Source organism: Curtobacterium sp. MCBD17_030 (assembly GCF_003224255.1).
Taxonomy (GTDB): Bacteria; Actinomycetota; Actinomycetes; order Actinomycetales; family Microbacteriaceae; genus Curtobacterium.
Map to the genome: position 1 here is coordinate 198,457 of NZ_QKLI01000006.1, position 14,833 is coordinate 213,289.

A 14,833-nucleotide genomic window follows, 5' to 3' on the forward strand; every position below is an offset into this window, starting at 1 on the left:
GGTTACGCCTCAACTCCTGCGCCGGCCGGCGCGTCCTGCGGGGCCTGCTGCTCGCGACGGTCGCCACCGCGGTCGTTGCGGTCGCCACGGGGGCCGCCGCCACGACGGTCGTTGCCGCCGCCACGACGCTCCGGGCGGGACGAACGCTGGTTCGCCTGCTCGCGAGCGAGCTCCTTGTTCGTGATGTCGCCCTTGTAGATCCAGACCTTCACGCCGATGCGGCCGAACGTGGTCCGGGCCTCGTAGAAGCCGTAATCGATGTTCGCGCGGAGGGTGTGCAGGGGCACGCGGCCCTCGCGGTAGAACTCCGAACGGGACATCTCGGCGCCGCCGAGGCGGCCCGACACCTGGATGCGGACACCCTTGGCACCGGCGCGCTGTGCACCCTGCAGGCCCTTGCGCATGGCGCGACGGAACGCGACACGAGCGGAGAGCTGCTCGGCGATGCCCTGCGCGACGAGCTGGGCCTCGGTCTCGGGGTTCTTGACCTCGAGGATGTTGAGCTGGATCTGCTTCTTGGTGAGCTTCTCGAGCTCGCTCCGGATGCGCTCGGCCTCGGCGCCGCGGCGACCGATGACGATGCCCGGGCGCGCCGTGTGGATGTCCACGCGGACGCGGTCACGGGTGCGCTCCAGCTCGATGCGGGCAACGCCCGCGCGGTCGAGGCTCTTCGTCAGGAACTGACGGATCTTGACGTCCTCGGCCACGAAGTCGGCGTAACGCTGACCCTTCTTCGTGCTGTCGGCGAACCAGTGGGAGATGTGGTCCGTCGTGATCCCGAGACGGAAGCCGTACGGGTTGACCTTCTGGCCCATTACTTGCTCGCCTTCTTGCTCGTCGCGGCGGCCTCGGCCTCATCCGGCGTCGCGAGGACGACCGTGATGTGGCTGGTGCGCTTGTTGATGCGGAAGGCGCGGCCCTGGGCGCGCGGCTGGAACCGCTTCAGGGTCGTGCCCTCGTCGACGAAGACGCTGCTCACGTAGAGATCGCGCTCGTCGAGGAAGCTGTTCGTCGAGTCCGCCTTGACCCGTGCGTTCGCGATCGCCGAGGCGACCAGCTTGTACACGGGCTCCGAAGCGCCCTGGGGGGCGAACTTCAGGATGGCGAGCGCCTCGTGGGCCTGCTTGCCGCGGATCAGCTGGATGACGCGACGGGCCTTCTGAGGCGTGACGCGGATGTGTCGCACGCGTGCGATCGACTCCACCATTTCGTTCCTCCTCTTCGTCGCCGCCTTAGCGGCGACGGCCCTTCTTGTCGTCCTTCACGTGGCCGCGGAAGGTGCGGGTCGGCGCGAACTCGCCGAGCTTGTGACCGACCATCGACTCGGTGACGAACACCGGGATGTGCTTCCGGCCGTCGTGCACCGCGATGGTGTGACCGAGCATGTTCGGGACGATCATCGACCGTCGCGACCACGTGCGGATCACGTTCTTGGTGTTGGCCTCGTTCTGCGTGACGACCTTGCGGAGCAGGTGCTCGTCGACGAAGGGGCCCTTCTTCAGACTGCGTGGCATCTTCGGAACTCCTACTTGCGCTTCTTGCCGGCGTTACGGCGACGGACGATGAGCTTGTCGCTCGGCTTGTTCGGCTTGCGCGTACGGCCCTCGGACTGGCCCCACGGGCTGACCGGGTGACGGCCACCGGAGGTCTTGCCTTCACCACCACCGTGCGGGTGGTCGACCGGGTTCATCGCGACACCACGCACCGTTGGGCGGACGCCCTTCCAGCGCATGCGGCCGGCCTTGCCCCAGTTGATGTTCGACTGTTCGGCGTTGCCGACCTCGCCGATCGTGGCGCGGCAGCGGGCGTCGACGTTCCGGACTTCACCCGACGGCAGACGGAGCTGCGCGTAGGGGCCGTCCTTGGCGACGAGACGCACCGAGGCGCCGGCGGAGCGGGCGAGCTTGGCGCCGCCACCGGGGCGGAGCTCGATCGCGTGCACGACCGTACCCACGGGGATGTTGCGCAGCGGCAGGTTGTTGCCGGGCTTGATGTCGGCGCCGGGGCCCGTCTCGACGACGTCGCCCTGCTTGAGCTTGTTCGGCGCGATGATGTAGCGCTTGGTGCCGTCCACGAAGTGCAGGAGCGCGATGCGCGCCGTGCGGTTCGGGTCGTACTCGATGTGTGCGACCTTCGCGTCGACACCGTCCTTGTCGGCACGACGGAAGTCGATCACGCGGTACTGGCGCTTGTGGCCACCACCGATGTGACGCGTCGTGATGCGACCCGAGCTGTTCCGGCCACCGGTCTTCGGCAGCGGGCGCAGCAGGGACTTCTCCGGGGTGGAACGGGTGATCTCGGCGAAGTCGGCGACCGAGGAGCCGCGACGACCGGGGGTCGTGGGCTTGTAGTTACGAATAGCCATGATTTATCCCTCTGGTCCTCAGCCGACAGCCGTGAAGATGTCGATCGAACCGGACTTGAGCGTCACGATGGCGCGCTTGGTGTCCTTGCGCTTGCCGATCCCGAACTTGGTCCGGCGGGTCTTGCCCGGACGGTTCAGCGTGTTGATGCCGGCGACCTTGACGTCGAAGATCTTCTCGATCGCGAGCTTGATCTCGGTCTTGTTCGCACGGGGGTCCACGAGGAACGTGTACTTGCCCTGGTCGATGAGGCCGTAGCTCTTCTCCGACACGACCGGCGAGATGATGATGTCGCGCGGGTCCTTGTTGAAGCCGCTCATGCGGTGATCTCCTTCGCGGTCTTCGACGCGATGAAGGCGTCGAGGGCGCTCTTGCTGAAGACGACGGCGTCCGCACGGAGGACGTCGTAGGCGTTCAGCTGGCCGTACGAGAGCGCGTGGACGTTCGGCAGGTTGCGGACGCTCTTGAGCGTCAGCTCGTCGCCCGACTCGAGCACGATGAGCACGTGCTTGACGGGTGCGACCTTCTCGAGCAGCGTGCGGGCGGTCTTGGTCGACGGCAGTTCTGCCTCGACGAAGCCCTCCACAGCGGAGATGCGGCCACCGCGGGCACGGTCCGAGAGCGAGCCGAGCAGAGCTGCGGCGATCATCTTCTTCGGGGTGCGCTGCGAGTAGTCACGCGGGGTCGGTCCGTGGACGACGCCACCACCGGTGTGCTCCGGGGCGCGGACCGAACCCTGACGGGCGCGGCCGGTGCCCTTCTGCTTGAACGGCTTGCGACCGGCACCGCGGACTTCGCCACGGTTCTTGGTCTTGTGGGTGCCCTGACGCGCGGCGGCGAGCTGCGCGGTGACGACCTGGTGGATGAGCGGGACGTTGGTCTCGACGTCGAAGATCGCTGCGGGGAGCTCGACGGAGCCGGACTTCACGCCCGAGGCGTCGAGGACGTCGATCGTGGTTGCGGTCGTGGTGGCCATGATCACTTACCCTTCACGGCGGTGCGGACGAAGACGGAACGGCCACGAGCACCGGGGACGGCGCCCTTGACGAGCAGCAGACCCTTCTCGGCGTCGACGGCGTGGACCGTGAGGTTGAGGACGGTCACGCGGTCGCCACCCATACGACCGGCCATGCGCATGCCCTTGAAGACACGCGACGGGGTCGAGGAGGCGCCGATGGAACCGGGCTTGCGGTGGTTGCGGTGCGAACCGTGCGAGGCGGAGACACCGGCGAAGTTGTGACGCTTCATGACACCGGCGAAGCCCTTGCCCTTGCTGGTGCCGACGACGTCGACCTTCTGGCCGGCCTCGAACGTGTCGACGGTCAGCTCCTGACCGAGCGAGTACTCCGCGGAGTCGTTCGTGCGGATCTCGGTGAGGGTGCGTCGCGGCGTGACACCGGCGGCCTCGAAGTGGCCAGCGGCCGGCTTGTTCACCTTGCGGGGGTCGATCTGGCCCGCGGCGATCTGGATCGCCTCGTAGCCGTCGCGCTCGATGTTGCGGATCTGGGTGACCACGTTCGGGCCGACCTCGATCACGGTGACGGGGATGAACTTGTTGTTCTCGTCCCACACCTGGGTCATCCCGAGCTTCTTGCCGAGGAGGCCCTTGACGGTCTTGGTTGAGTTCGCCATGAGTTCCAGCCCCCTTACAGCTTGATCTCGATGTTGACGTCGGCCGGGAGGTCGAGACGCATGAGCGAGTCGACGGCCTTCGGCGTCGGGTCGACGATGTCGATGACCCGCTTGTGCGTGCGCTTCTCGAAGTGCTCGCGCGAGTCCTTGTACTTGTGAGGGGAACGGATCACGGGGATCACGTTCTTCTCGGTGGGGAGCGGCACCGGGCCGACCACGGTCGCACCGGCACGGGTCACCGTGTCGACGATCTTCCGGGCCGACGTGTCGATGACCTCGTGGTCGTACGACTTGAGCCGGATGCGGATCTTCTGTCCCGCCATGTGTTTTCCTGTCCTCTCTGCGCCGCGCACCCTCAGGCCGCCTGACGCCGCCGGGGCTCCGCTGTCGCGTGCCCGGCTGTTTACGTGAACCACCGGCTCCATCCGCAGGGATGACCGCTGTTCTCCTGTCAACCGCGCGAGTACCCGGGGCACACGCGTGGGCATGTCGTCACCCGCACACCGTGGTGCTGGCGGATGTCGAGCGTGTTCTGCTGCCTGCGGCCCAACCCAGCCCTGCTGAACAGGGGGGTTGTGCACTGCCAGAGCAGTGACCCCACGGGCGCGAACGCCCGCGGAATTTCGGAACCGGATAAGTCTCGCATAGGCCATGCCTCCGTGCAACCCGGGCGTGTCGCGATCTCGACGGCGTGTTGCGGAGCGCGTGACGAGCCTCCCGGCCGGGCTCCCACTGCCGGTCCGAAGTCCGGACTGGAGGCACTGCCCGCGCCTGCCAGGTCGGCCCCCGTCGGGCCCTCGGAACGCCGCTGCTAGCCTTCGCGCATGCCCGATCTCGATGTGCTCGCCGATCCTTCCGACCCCGCCGTCCAGCGGCTCAGCGACCTCGCCAAGCCCGCCCGCGGGGCCGTCCGGACCGCGATCATCGAGGACCAGGAGCCGCTCGTGCAGGCCCTCCGCGCGGGAGTCCGGTTCATCGAGGTCTACGGCGAGTCCACGCGGGAGTTCCCCGACGACCTCGCGGCTCTCTGCGCCGAGCTCCGGGTGCCGGTCCGGCTCGTCGAGCCGGCCGTGCTCACCAAGGTGTTCCGCAGCGAGAAGCGCCCGAAGGTCTTCGGCGTCGCGAACATCCCCGCACCGGCCCGTTTCTCGGCGCTGGCAGAGGGCACCGGCGATGTGCTGGTCCTCGACGGGGTGAAGATCGTCGGCAACATCGGCGCCATCGTCCGGACCGCCGTCGGCCTCGGCGCACGCGGGGTCGTCCTCGTCGACAGCGACCTGCCGACCATCGCCGACCGCCGGGTCGTCCGCGCGAGCCGCGGTCACGTGTTCTCGGTCCCGGTGCTGCTGGAGTCACGGGAGCGGGTCGCCCGCTGGCTCGCCGAGTCCGGCCTGCGGGTCGTCGACGTGGACATGGACGGCTCGCTCTCGCCCGAGTCGCTCGGCGAGCTCGAGGGTGACGTGGCCCTGCTGCTCGGTGCCGAGAAGACCGGCGCTTCGGACGTGCTGCAGGCCCTCGCGGCGGACACGGTCTCGGTGCCGATCGACAGCCGCGTCGAGTCGCTCAACGTGTCCGTGGTCGCCGGCATCGTCCTCTACGCCCGCAGCCGACGCAGCGCCTGACCCCGGACACCACGACGCCCCGGCCCGCACGTGCGGTCCGGGGCGTTCTGTGCATCCGGGGATCAGTCCTCGGGCAGCGGCGGGACGAACCACGGCGGGAAGACGGCCACACGCGGAGCGGGCCCACCGTGTTCGGCGAAGACGGCCTTCACCTGCTGACGGACCTTGTCGTTCGGCACCCCCACCAGGGCGACCGAGGACATCGGCACCTGTGGGCCGGCGAGCAGCTCCACGCCGTGCATCGACGGGTCGGTGATGTCGGTGCGGCGGAGCAGGTTGGTCGCTGCATCCGGCCCGACGGCGAAGCGCACGTCCGGGTCGTCGGCGTCGGTGTCGGCCAGGATCACGGACGCACCGAAGGCGGTCGTCGGGACCACGAGGACGACGAACTCGGTCGCGCGGGTGCGCCGGGCGGCGTCGGACCAGCGGTCCTCCTCGGCTCCGGAGCGCAGCTCGTCCCACCGGCGGGCGTCGGGCGAGAGGGTGAACGGGACGTGGCCGGCCACGCTCGAACCGTCTGGGGCGGTGGCCGCACCACGGGCCTCCCGGGTGGCGGCGGAGCTGACGTCCACGGCCGGCGTGGCCTGGTCCGACGCGAGGATCGCGCCGTCCGCCACGATGCCCGCCAGGTTGTCGATGTGGGTGACGTGGTGCGCGCGGAGCGCACCGAAATCCCGGGTCGCCGGCAGCACCTGCTCGGGGACCTTGCCGCCCGGCGTCGACGGGGTCGACCGCAGTGACGTGGTCACGCGGGTCCGACGCGGCGTCGGGGTCTTGATGATGTCCTCCGGATCACGCTGCCGTGGGGAGCAGATGTCGCAGAGTTCGATGGGGAAACCGTGGATGCACTCGTCGGTCACGACTGATGGGTCCTTCCGTGCCTCGTGGGGTGGGCGGGCACGACCACCAACGCTACGTCATCACGGCACTGCCTGCGACCGTTCACCACTCCACCACGTCATTGTCGGTAGAGCAGCGCCCGGACCTCGGACTCGGCCGCGTGCAGACGTTGGGGGTCGATCGTCTCGCCGTGCTCGTACGCGTCGAGCAGCCTGGGGTCGATGTAACTCTGTCTCGCGACGGTCGGTGTGTTGCCCAGGACATCGCTCGCGGCCTTGACGGCGTGCGAGACGGCCTTCTTCCGCTTCGCCTGACTCGACAGTACGCCGGTCTGGGCCAGGTCGACGGCGGCCGCGACCGTCCCGTGCAGCGTCCGGAAGTCCTTCGCGGTGAAGTCCTCCCCCGCACGCTCCTTGACGTAGGCGTTGATGTCCTCAGCGGTCACCGGCTCCCAGTCGTCACCGCGGCGCTCTCGGAACGAGAGCAGGCGGGCGTTCGGACCGCGACGCTTCATGCCGACGAGCACGCGCGCCAGGTCCGCGTCGTGGATCGTCGACGACCACGCCTGGTGGCTCTTGCCGGGGAACTCGAGCTCGATGTCATCGCCCGAGATGTGGGCGTGCGTGCAGAGGAGCGTCGACAGGCCGTGGCTGCCGTGCTCGGTGGCGTACCGCTCGGACCCGACGCGCAGGGAACCCTGGTCGAGCATCCGGAACGCCGCGGCCAGCGCACGGCGTCGGTCCGGCTCCGGACGGCGCAGGTCCTGTGTCACCATCCGTCGCGCGGCTGGCAGGGACTCAGCCAGGGCGAGCGCACGGTCGTACTTGATCTTGTCCATGCGATCGCGCCAGGACGGGTGGTACATGTACTGCCGTCGTCCGGCGCCGTCGACGCCGGTCGCCAGGATGTGCCCGTTCTCGTACGGCGAGATCCACACGTCGTCCCACGCCGGCGGGATGACGAGGTCCTCGAGACGCTGGCGGACCTCCGGATCGGTCACGGTCGTACCGTGCGGGTCCTTGTACGAGAAGCCCTTGCCGCTCCGAACGCGGTGGTAGCCCCGACCCTTGGTCGAGGAACGGCGCAGACGTGTCACGTTCCTGATGCAACACCATGGGGGCTGCCCGACTGAGCAGGAACGTACCCCGGTGCGCGTGCTGGCCCGGACGGCCGGGCCGAACGGAAAGCGGGGCCGGACCCGAAGGTCCGACCCCGCTGACGCAAGTGACCGGAGTTACTTGATGATCTTCTCGACCGTGCCGGCGCCGACCGTACGACCACCCTCACGGATGGCGAAGCGGAGGCCCTCTTCCATGGCGATCGGCTGGATCAGCTCGACCGTCATGGCGACGGTGTCACCGGGCATGACCATCTCGGTGCCCTCGGGCAGCGTGATGACGCCGGTGACGTCCGTGGTGCGGAAGTAGAACTGCGGACGGTAGTTCGCGTAGAACGGGTTGTGACGACCGCCCTCTTCCTTGTTCAGGATGTACGCGTTCGCGGTGAACTCGGTGTGCGGCGTGACCGAACCCGGCTTCACGACGACCTGGCCGCGCTCGACGTCCTCGCGCTTGAGGCCACGGATGAGCAGACCGGTGTTGTCACCGGCGACTGCCTTGTCCAGCAGCTTGCGGAACATCTCGATGCCCGTGACCGTGGTCTTCTGGGTCGCCTTGATGCCGACGATCTCGACCTCGGAGTTGATGTCCAGCTCGCCACGCTCGACGCGACCGGTGACGACGGTGCCACGACCGGTGATCGTGAAGACGTCCTCGATCGGCATGAGGAACGGCTGGTCGGTGGCGCGCACCGGGTCCGGGACGTTCTCGTCGACGGCGGCCATCAGGTCCTGGACGGACTTGACCCACTTCTCGTCGCCCTCGAGCGCCTTGAGCGCCGAGACCTGCACGACGGGGGCGTCCTCGTCGAACTCCTGCGAGCCGAGGAGCTCGCGCACCTCGAGCTCGACGAGCTCGAGGATCTCCTCGTCGTCCACCATGTCGGCCTTGTTCAGCGCGACGACGATGTACGGGACGCCGACCTGGCGGGCGAGCAGCACGTGCTCACGCGTCTGGGGCATCGGGCCGTCGGTGGCGGCGACCACGAGGATCGCGCCGTCCATCTGGGCCGCACCGGTGATCATGTTCTTCACGTAGTCAGCGTGACCAGGAGCGTCGACGTGCGCGTAGTGGCGCTTCTCCGTCTGGTACTCGACGTGCGAGATGTTGATCGTGATGCCGCGCTGGCGCTCTTCGGGAGCGTTGTCGATCTGCGCGAAGTCGCGGGCCTCGTTGAGGTCCGGGTACTGGTCGTGCAGAACCTTGGTGATCGCCGCCGTGAGCGTGGTCTTGCCGTGGTCGACGTGACCGATGGTTCCGATGTTGACGTGCGGCTTGGTCCGCTCGAACTTGGCCTTGGCCACTGTGGGTCCTCCTCAGGACTCGGATGCGTCGCCCCCAGCAGGACCTGGTCGGTCCTGCGCTGTTGGCGCGCGGTGTGTGTGTCTCTACTTTACTTGGTGGCGAGGGGCCCGTCGCCGGGCACCCTCGCCTGGGGATGACGCGGGAGCGTCAGGCCCCGGTGCTCTTCTGGATGATCTCGTCCGCCACGTTGCGCGGGACCTCGTTGTAGGTCTCGAACACCATGGAGAAGACAGCACGACCAGAGGTCTTGGAGCGCAGGTCGCCCACGTAGCCGAACATCTCGGACAGCGGGACGCTCGCACGGACCACCTTGACGCCGGACGCATCCGTCATCTCGGAGATCTGGCCACGACGCGAGTTCAGGTCGCCGATGACGTCGCCCATGTACTCCTCGGGCGTACGGACCTCGACGGCCATGATCGGCTCGAGCAGCACGGGACCGGCCTTGCGGGCCGCTTCCTTGTACGCGATCGAGCCGGCGATCTTGAACGCCATCTCGGACGAGTCGACGTCGTGCGCCGCGCCGTCCTTGAGGGTCGCCTTGACACCGACGGTCGGGAAGCCGGCGAGGACGCCGACCTGCATCGCGTCCTGGATGCCCGCGTCGACCGAGGGGATGTACTCACGCGGGACGCGACCACCGGTCACGCCGTTCACGAACTCGTACACCTTCTCAGCGGTGACGGGCATCGGCTCGAGCGCGATCTGCACCTTCGCGAACTGACCGGAACCACCGGTCTGCTTCTTGTGGGTGTAGTCGTAGCGCTCGACGACCTTGGTCAGGGTCTCGCGGTAGGCCACCTGCGGCTTGCCGACGTTCGCCTCGACCTTGAACTCACGCTTCATGCGGTCGACGAGGATGTCGAGGTGGAGCTCGCCCATGCCCTTGATCGTCGTCTGACCGGTCTCGGCGTTCTGCTCGACGCGGAACGTCGGGTCTTCTTCAGCGAGCTTCTGGATGGCGACGGAGAGCTTCTCCTGGTCGGCCTTCGTGTTCGGCTCGATCGCGACCTCGATGACCGGCTCCGGGAACGTCATCGACTCGAGGACGACCTGGTTGGACGGGTCGCACAGGGTGTCACCCGTGGTGGTGTCCTTGAGGCCGATGACCGCGTAGATGTGACCGGCGGTGACCGAGTCGACCGGGTTCTCCTTGTTGGAGTGCATCTGGAAGATCTTGCCGATGCGCTCCTTCTTGCCCTTGGTCGAGTTGATGACCTGGGCACCGGAGTCGATGTGACCGGAGTACACGCGGACGTAGGTGAGGCGACCGAAGAACGGGTGCACCGCGACCTTGAACGCGAGCGCCGAGAAGGGCTCGGAGGACTCCGGCTTGCGGATGATCTCGACCTCTTCGTCCTTGACGTCGTGGCCGATCATCGGCGGCACGTCGAGGGGCGAGGGGAGGTAGTCGATGACCGCGTCGAGCATCGGCTGCACACCGCGGTTCTTGAACGCCGAGCCGCAGAGGATCGGGTACACCTCGGAGTTGATCGTCAGCTTGCGGATCGCAGCCTTGATCTCGGCCTTGGTCAGCTCTTCGCCACCGAAGTACTTCTCGAGCAGTGCATCGTCGGTCTCCGCGACACGCTCGACGAGCTTGGCGCGGTACTCCTCGGCACGCTCCTGGAGGTCCGCGGGGATCTCCTGGACCTCGTACTGGGCGCCCATGGTGACGTCACCCTTGGCATCACCCGGCCACACCTTGGCGTGCATCTCGATGAGGTCGATGACGCCGGTGAAGTCGTTCTCGGCACCGATCGGGAGCTGGAGCACGAGCGGCTCCGCACCGAGGCGGTTGATGATCGTGTCGACGGTGAAGTAGAAGTCAGCGCCGAGCTTGTCCATCTTGTTGACGAAGCAGATGCGCGGGACGTTGTACTTGTCCGCCTGACGCCACACGGTCTCGGACTGGGGCTCGACGCCCTCCTTGCCGTCGAAGACGGCGACCGCGCCGTCGAGGACGCGGAGCGAACGCTCCACCTCGACCGTGAAGTCCACGTGACCCGGGGTGTCGATGATGTTGATCTGGTTGTTGTCCCAGAAGCAGGTCGTCGCGGCCGACGTGATCGTGATGCCGCGTTCCTGCTCCTGCGCCATCCAGTCCATCGTGGCAGCGCCGTCGTGGACCTCACCGATCTTGTGCGTGATGCCCGTGTAGAACAGGATGCGCTCGGTCGTCGTGGTCTTGCCGGCATCGATGTGCGCCATGATGCCGATGTTGCGGACCTTGTTCAGGTCGGTGAGCACGTCCTGTGCCACAGGTTCCTCCGGGAGAGTTGTAGGAGAGGGTGGCGGCCGTCCGGGTGCCGCGGCTCTTGGCCGAGGCACCCGGGCGGTGCCGGATGACTACCAGCGGTAGTGCGCGAAGGCCTTGTTCGACTCGGCCATCTTGTGGGTGTCCTCACGGCGCTTGACCGCGGCACCGAGACCGTTCGACGCGTCGAGGATCTCGTTCATGAGACGCTCGGTCATCGTCTTCTCGCGACGGCCCTTGGCGTACGAGGTCAGCCAGCGGAGCGCGAGGGTGTTCGCGCGGTGCGGCTTGACCTCGACCGGGACCTGGTAGGTCGAGCCACCGACGCGGCGGCTGCGGACCTCGAGGGTCGGTCGGACGTTGTCGAGCGCCTTCTTGAGCGTGACGACGGCGTCCTGGCCGTTCTTGGAGGAGACCCCTTCGAGCGCGTCGTAGACGATGCGCTCGGCGAGGCCCTTCTTGCCGTCGAGGAGGATCTTGTTGACGAGCTGGCTGACGACGGGGGCGCCGTAGACCGGATCGGCGACGACGGGGCGCTTCGGGGCGGGACCCTTACGAGGCATCTAACTCAACCCTTCTTCGCACCGTAGCGGCTACGAGCCTGCTTACGGTTCTTGACGGCCTGGGTGTCCAGGGCACCGCGGATGATCTTGTAACGCACACCCGGGAGGTCCTTCACACGACCGCCGCGGACGAGCACCATCGAGTGCTCCTGGAGGTTGTGGCCCTCACCGGGGATGTAGGCCGTGACCTCGGTGCCGTTCGAGAGCTTCACACGAGCGACCTTGCGCAGGGCGGAGTTCGGCTTCTTCGGGGTGGTGGTGTAGACGCGGGTGCACACGCCACGCTGCTGGGGGTTCGCCTTCAGTGCCGGCGCCTTGGTCTTGACGACCTTGGGCGTACGACCCTTGCGAACGAGCTGCTGGATGGTAGGCAACTGTTCTCCTGGTTCTTCGCTCGTGCTCTCTGGCCGACGCGGTCCGTCGGCTTCCTCATCCCACGCGGACCAACGCCTGACGGCGGAGGGAGATGGGGGATGGAGTGATCGGGAGGCCAGAGGCCTGCAAGATCTGGGCGCGCCCGAAGGCGCACACCCGGAAGAGCCTAGCCGTCGCGACAGACGAGGTCAATCCGTGATAGGTCGGACACCGGCGCGTCCGCTGTGGGCGTGACCGGGGTCGTCGACGTCAGGACCCGGAGTCGGACTGGCCGTTGCCGACGGCCGACACGAAGGTCGCTCCGTCGTCGCTGAACGCGGTGATCCACCCCGAGGCGTTCACCGTGATCGGCCCGGCGGTGGCGGTGCCCCGGCCGGCCGGACCGGTGAACTGCGCCCGGAACGTCGCCGATCCCGCCGAACGGGTCTCGACCGCCCATCCCTTCGACGCCCAACCCCCGACGGCGACCGACGGCCGCGCATCGAGCGTCCATTCCTGGTCGGAGTAGGTGTTCGCCGGGTCCTCGCCGTAGGCGTAGAAGCTGCAGCCGTCGGGAGCTGCGGAGGTCGAGGCAACACAGGCGTCCACCCACGCGTCCACGGCGGTCGACGCCGCCTGTGCCCCCGCGTCGGTCAGGGTCGTCGCCACCACGACCGGGGTGCCGGCAGCGCCGAAGCCCGGGACCGCCGCGGTCGAGTCCGTCGCCGTGAACCACTTGCCCCCGTCGAGGTGCACCCCGTACGAGCCCGGGAACGCGCGGAGGTCAGCAGCACCGGAAGCGTCGGTCCGGACGTCGACGCCCGCGACGTGCACGGTGCTGCGTGGCGGCCCCTGCACGACGACCTGCACCGACCCCAGCGCCGGCGCCCGCAGCGACCAGACGGGGAAGACACCCCAGTCGGTGCCCGACCGCTCGAGTTCGAACGTCGCCGGGACGATCCGGCCCGCCTGGGTCAGCACGGCCTGGACGGTCGCCCGGTCCGACCCCTGCTGGACGGAGGTGATCCGGTGCGCCGTGATCTTGTCCCCGGCACGCGCGTAGGCCGCGTCCGTGAGGAGCACGTCGTCGCGGCCGCGGTCGATGCCGGCGGTCCGGAGGGCGTCGGCGAGGTGGCCGTGCTCGACGTCGTCCAGGAAGGACTCCACGGGCCGCTCGGCCGAGTGGCTGTCCGATCCGACCGACCACCCGATGCCCCCGGCGACGACGAGCAGGACCACTGCTGCGACACCGGCCACGATCCCGACGACAACGCCACGGCGCATCGGTCGACGTCCGCCGCTCGAGGTCGGCGACGACTGGGTGAGGGTCATGGCGGGCGGCAGCACACGGTCGCCGTGCAACGACTCGTCGTCCGGCACCGACTCCCAGCCCGGCGTGCGGTCAGCTCGGTCGGTCATCGGTCCCCCATGGTGCATCGGTCAGCGCTTCCCCGGAATCGTACCGGCCGGGGCGGGGGTGGGCCGCGCCTCCCGTCAGTCCTGTGGACGGACCGGCGGCCGCTGTGACCCCTGTGGATGACTCGCCTGCCAGCGCACCGCGGAGATGCCGCCGACGACGGTCAGGAGGGCGACGACGACCGCACCCACCACGAAGGGACTGAGGGCGTAGCCCGCGGGGAACACCAGGAGCTCGGCGACGTCGGACCGGACCAGGGAGTAGCCCACCGCACCGACCCCGAGCATGACGAGGTAGGTGGTCGCGGCGGCGACCAGACCGGTGACGCCGGGGTTGCCCTCCCGGGCGCCCATCGCGGTCGAGAGGAACACGACGAGTGCGGCACCGACGACCATTGCCGGGCCGAGGTACGGGGTCGCGTCGGGCTGGCGGATCGCCTCGGCATCGGCGAGCAGGGCTTCGAAGCCCGCCACCGCGATGACGAGCGCGATGAAGAGGACGGACGTCATCGTCGCCACCAACCACCGGGACATGGGCCGATCGTAGCCCTCCCCTGCTGACGGGCAGCGACGCGGCTACGGGGCGTCGGCGCGTTCCGGCTCGGGGGCGTGGCCGGCGGGCCGCGGGGTCGTGTCGTGCCGCGTCCGGTGCTGCTGGGTCGTGTGCTGCGGGCCCGTGTGCTGCTGGGCCGTGTGCTGCTGGGTCGCGGCTCGGACGAGGGCGAGGGCGATCGTCGCGGTGATGACGGGGACGGACTCCGTCATCGGGGTGGGGGCATCGGTACCGGTGCCGGTTCCCGTTCCGGGCACGGGCACGGCCACGGCCGGGAGGCTCGGGGCCGCGTCGTCGACGGACGTCACGTCGTCGTCGTGGTCGCGGAGCGCGGGACCGATGACGGGGAGGACCGCGGTGGTCGTCGGCAGTTCGGCGTGGAGGTCGGGGCGACGATTCTCAGACGATCCGGTCACGCGGCGGCGGGCTCGGCGCAGACCCATCCGGACCAGGACGACGGCCGCGACGACCGCCCAGATGCCGTTGACGATGGTCGACGGCACGGCGTGGTGCGCGGCGACGTTGACCGCCACGGAGACTCCTCCGACCAGGTTGAACAGCTGGTACACCGGGCCGTTCGGGATCTTGCCGAGCGAGAAGAGCAGGTAACCGGCAAGAACGGTCACTGCTCCGAACCATCCGAGGAACTCGATGACACCGACGAACACGCGCGACTCCGGGCACGACGAGGAGCGCCCGTTTCGAGGGGCGTCCGAGAGGGAGATGGGCAGCCGCGAGCGCGGGCCCGAGCAGCATCGTAAGGGGAGCCGGCGGCGCGGCGGAAGTGGGAGCTGTCTCTTATACACATCT

General features: G+C 68.4%; 18 protein-coding genes. 1 reads left to right on the forward strand and 17 read right to left on the reverse strand.

Annotated elements, in window-relative coordinates:
• Positions 1-2: 2 nt before the first annotated feature.
• Genes rpsC through rpsJ form a run of 8 tightly spaced genes read right to left on the reverse strand, consistent with a single transcriptional unit; the run spans position 3 to position 4,318 of the window.
• On the reverse strand, positions 3-815 hold the full coding sequence (gene rpsC / locus DEI89_RS08295; RefSeq protein ID WP_110903566.1) for a 30S ribosomal protein S3: 813 nt from the start codon (positions 813-815) through the stop codon (positions 3-5).
• Complete coding sequence (rplV, locus tag DEI89_RS08300; protein ID WP_110903567.1) at positions 815-1,207, reverse strand: 50S ribosomal protein L22; 393 nt, start codon at positions 1,205-1,207, stop codon at positions 815-817. Before rplV ends, rpsC begins: the two co-directional genes overlap by 1 nt.
• Before the next feature lie 25 nt (positions 1,208-1,232).
• Complete coding sequence (gene rpsS, locus DEI89_RS08305; RefSeq protein ID WP_017885529.1) at positions 1,233-1,514, reverse strand: 30S ribosomal protein S19; 282 nt, start codon at positions 1,512-1,514, stop codon at positions 1,233-1,235.
• 11 nt (positions 1,515-1,525) lie between these two features.
• Positions 1,526-2,365 (reverse strand): 50S ribosomal protein L2, encoded by an 840-nt coding sequence (gene rplB / locus DEI89_RS08310; RefSeq protein WP_110903568.1) that lies wholly within the window; start codon positions 2,363-2,365, stop codon positions 1,526-1,528.
• An 18-nt stretch (positions 2,366-2,383) separates the two neighbouring features.
• On the reverse strand, positions 2,384-2,683 hold the full coding sequence (rplW, locus tag DEI89_RS08315; protein WP_110824245.1) for a 50S ribosomal protein L23: 300 nt from the start codon (positions 2,681-2,683) through the stop codon (positions 2,384-2,386).
• Positions 2,680-3,339, reverse strand: coding sequence for a 50S ribosomal protein L4 (gene rplD, locus DEI89_RS08320; protein WP_110903569.1), 660 nt, complete (start codon positions 3,337-3,339; stop codon positions 2,680-2,682). The genes rplW and rplD overlap by 4 nt, the downstream gene beginning before the upstream one ends.
• A gap of 2 nt (positions 3,340-3,341) precedes the next feature.
• Positions 3,342-3,995 (reverse strand): 50S ribosomal protein L3, encoded by a 654-nt coding sequence (rplC, locus tag DEI89_RS08325; protein WP_110903570.1) that lies wholly within the window; start codon positions 3,993-3,995, stop codon positions 3,342-3,344.
• A 14-nt stretch (positions 3,996-4,009) separates the two neighbouring features.
• Complete coding sequence (gene rpsJ, locus DEI89_RS08330) at positions 4,010-4,318, reverse strand: 30S ribosomal protein S10 (RefSeq protein ID WP_110824248.1); 309 nt, start codon at positions 4,316-4,318, stop codon at positions 4,010-4,012.
• Between the two features lie 501 nt (positions 4,319-4,819).
• Here rpsJ and DEI89_RS08335 point away from each other — a divergent pair.
• The gene (locus DEI89_RS08335; protein ID WP_110903571.1) at positions 4,820-5,617 is read left to right on the forward strand and encodes a TrmH family RNA methyltransferase; all 798 of its coding nucleotides are present in this window, start codon (positions 4,820-4,822) and stop codon (positions 5,615-5,617) included.
• A 62-nt stretch (positions 5,618-5,679) separates the two neighbouring features.
• On the opposite strand, the gene DEI89_RS08340 is transcribed toward DEI89_RS08335, so the two are convergent.
• The 9 genes from DEI89_RS08340 to DEI89_RS08380 all read right to left on the reverse strand — a co-directional run bounded on the left by DEI89_RS08340 (position 5,680) and on the right by DEI89_RS08380 (position 14,649).
• Positions 5,680-6,477 carry a DarT ssDNA thymidine ADP-ribosyltransferase family protein gene (locus DEI89_RS08340; protein ID WP_110903572.1) on the reverse strand — a complete coding sequence of 266 codons (798 nt, stop codon included), beginning with the start codon at positions 6,475-6,477 and terminating at the stop codon, positions 5,680-5,682.
• Between the two features lie 98 nt (positions 6,478-6,575).
• Complete coding sequence (locus DEI89_RS08345; RefSeq protein WP_110903573.1) at positions 6,576-7,553, reverse strand: DNA topoisomerase IB; 978 nt, start codon at positions 7,551-7,553, stop codon at positions 6,576-6,578.
• A 138-nt stretch (positions 7,554-7,691) separates the two neighbouring features.
• Positions 7,692-8,879: an elongation factor Tu gene (gene tuf / locus DEI89_RS08350; protein ID WP_110903574.1), complete on the reverse strand. Its 1,188-nt coding sequence runs from the start codon at positions 8,877-8,879 to the stop codon at positions 7,692-7,694.
• Positions 8,880-9,027: 148 nt separating this feature from the next.
• The gene (gene fusA, locus DEI89_RS08355; protein ID WP_110903575.1) at positions 9,028-11,142 is read right to left on the reverse strand and encodes an elongation factor G; all 2,115 of its coding nucleotides are present in this window, start codon (positions 11,140-11,142) and stop codon (positions 9,028-9,030) included.
• Positions 11,143-11,229: 87 nt separating this feature from the next.
• Complete coding sequence (rpsG, locus tag DEI89_RS08360; protein WP_110903576.1) at positions 11,230-11,700, reverse strand: 30S ribosomal protein S7; 471 nt, start codon at positions 11,698-11,700, stop codon at positions 11,230-11,232.
• A 5-nt stretch (positions 11,701-11,705) separates the two neighbouring features.
• On the reverse strand, positions 11,706-12,074 hold the full coding sequence (gene rpsL, locus DEI89_RS08365) for a 30S ribosomal protein S12 (protein ID WP_058728453.1): 369 nt from the start codon (positions 12,072-12,074) through the stop codon (positions 11,706-11,708).
• 250 nt (positions 12,075-12,324) lie between these two features.
• Positions 12,325-13,473 carry a hypothetical protein gene (locus DEI89_RS08370; protein WP_110903577.1) on the reverse strand — a complete coding sequence of 383 codons (1,149 nt, stop codon included), beginning with the start codon at positions 13,471-13,473 and terminating at the stop codon, positions 12,325-12,327.
• A 75-nt stretch (positions 13,474-13,548) separates the two neighbouring features.
• Entirely contained in the window at positions 13,549-14,004 is a 456-nt protein-coding gene (locus DEI89_RS08375) for a DUF6121 family protein (protein ID WP_110903578.1), read from the reverse strand.
• A gap of 42 nt (positions 14,005-14,046) precedes the next feature.
• The gene (locus tag DEI89_RS08380) at positions 14,047-14,649 is read right to left on the reverse strand and encodes a hypothetical protein (protein ID WP_146236717.1); all 603 of its coding nucleotides are present in this window, start codon (positions 14,647-14,649) and stop codon (positions 14,047-14,049) included.
• Positions 14,650-14,833 lie beyond the last annotated feature (184 nt).

What these genes read in the sequence shown, in the direction of transcription:
- rpsC (WP_110903566.1), bottom strand. Translation starts at nt 815, where the DNA reads ATGGGCCAGAAGGTCAACCCGTACGGCTTCCGTCTCGGGATCACGACG.
- rplV (WP_110903567.1), bottom strand. Translation starts at nt 1,207, where the DNA reads ATGGTGGAGTCGATCGCACGCGTGCGACACATCCGCGTCACGCCTCAG.
- rpsS (WP_017885529.1), bottom strand. Translation starts at nt 1,514, where the DNA reads ATGCCACGCAGTCTGAAGAAGGGCCCCTTCGTCGACGAGCACCTGCTC.
- rplB (WP_110903568.1), bottom strand. Translation starts at nt 2,365, where the DNA reads ATGGCTATTCGTAACTACAAGCCCACGACCCCCGGTCGTCGCGGCTCC.
- rplW (WP_110824245.1), bottom strand. Translation starts at nt 2,683, where the DNA reads ATGAGCGGCTTCAACAAGGACCCGCGCGACATCATCATCTCGCCGGTC.
- rplD (WP_110903569.1), bottom strand. Translation starts at nt 3,339, where the DNA reads ATGGCCACCACGACCGCAACCACGATCGACGTCCTCGACGCCTCGGGC.
- rplC (WP_110903570.1), bottom strand. Translation starts at nt 3,995, where the DNA reads ATGGCGAACTCAACCAAGACCGTCAAGGGCCTCCTCGGCAAGAAGCTC.
- rpsJ (WP_110824248.1), bottom strand. Translation starts at nt 4,318, where the DNA reads ATGGCGGGACAGAAGATCCGCATCCGGCTCAAGTCGTACGACCACGAG.
- DEI89_RS08335 (WP_110903571.1), top strand. Translation starts at nt 4,820, where the DNA reads ATGCCCGATCTCGATGTGCTCGCCGATCCTTCCGACCCCGCCGTCCAG.
- rpsG (WP_110903576.1), bottom strand. Translation starts at nt 11,700, where the DNA reads ATGCCTCGTAAGGGTCCCGCCCCGAAGCGCCCCGTCGTCGCCGATCCG.
- DEI89_RS08370 (WP_110903577.1), bottom strand. Translation starts at nt 13,473, where the DNA reads ATGACCGACCGAGCTGACCGCACGCCGGGCTGGGAGTCGGTGCCGGAC.
- DEI89_RS08375 (WP_110903578.1), bottom strand. Translation starts at nt 14,004, where the DNA reads ATGTCCCGGTGGTTGGTGGCGACGATGACGTCCGTCCTCTTCATCGCG.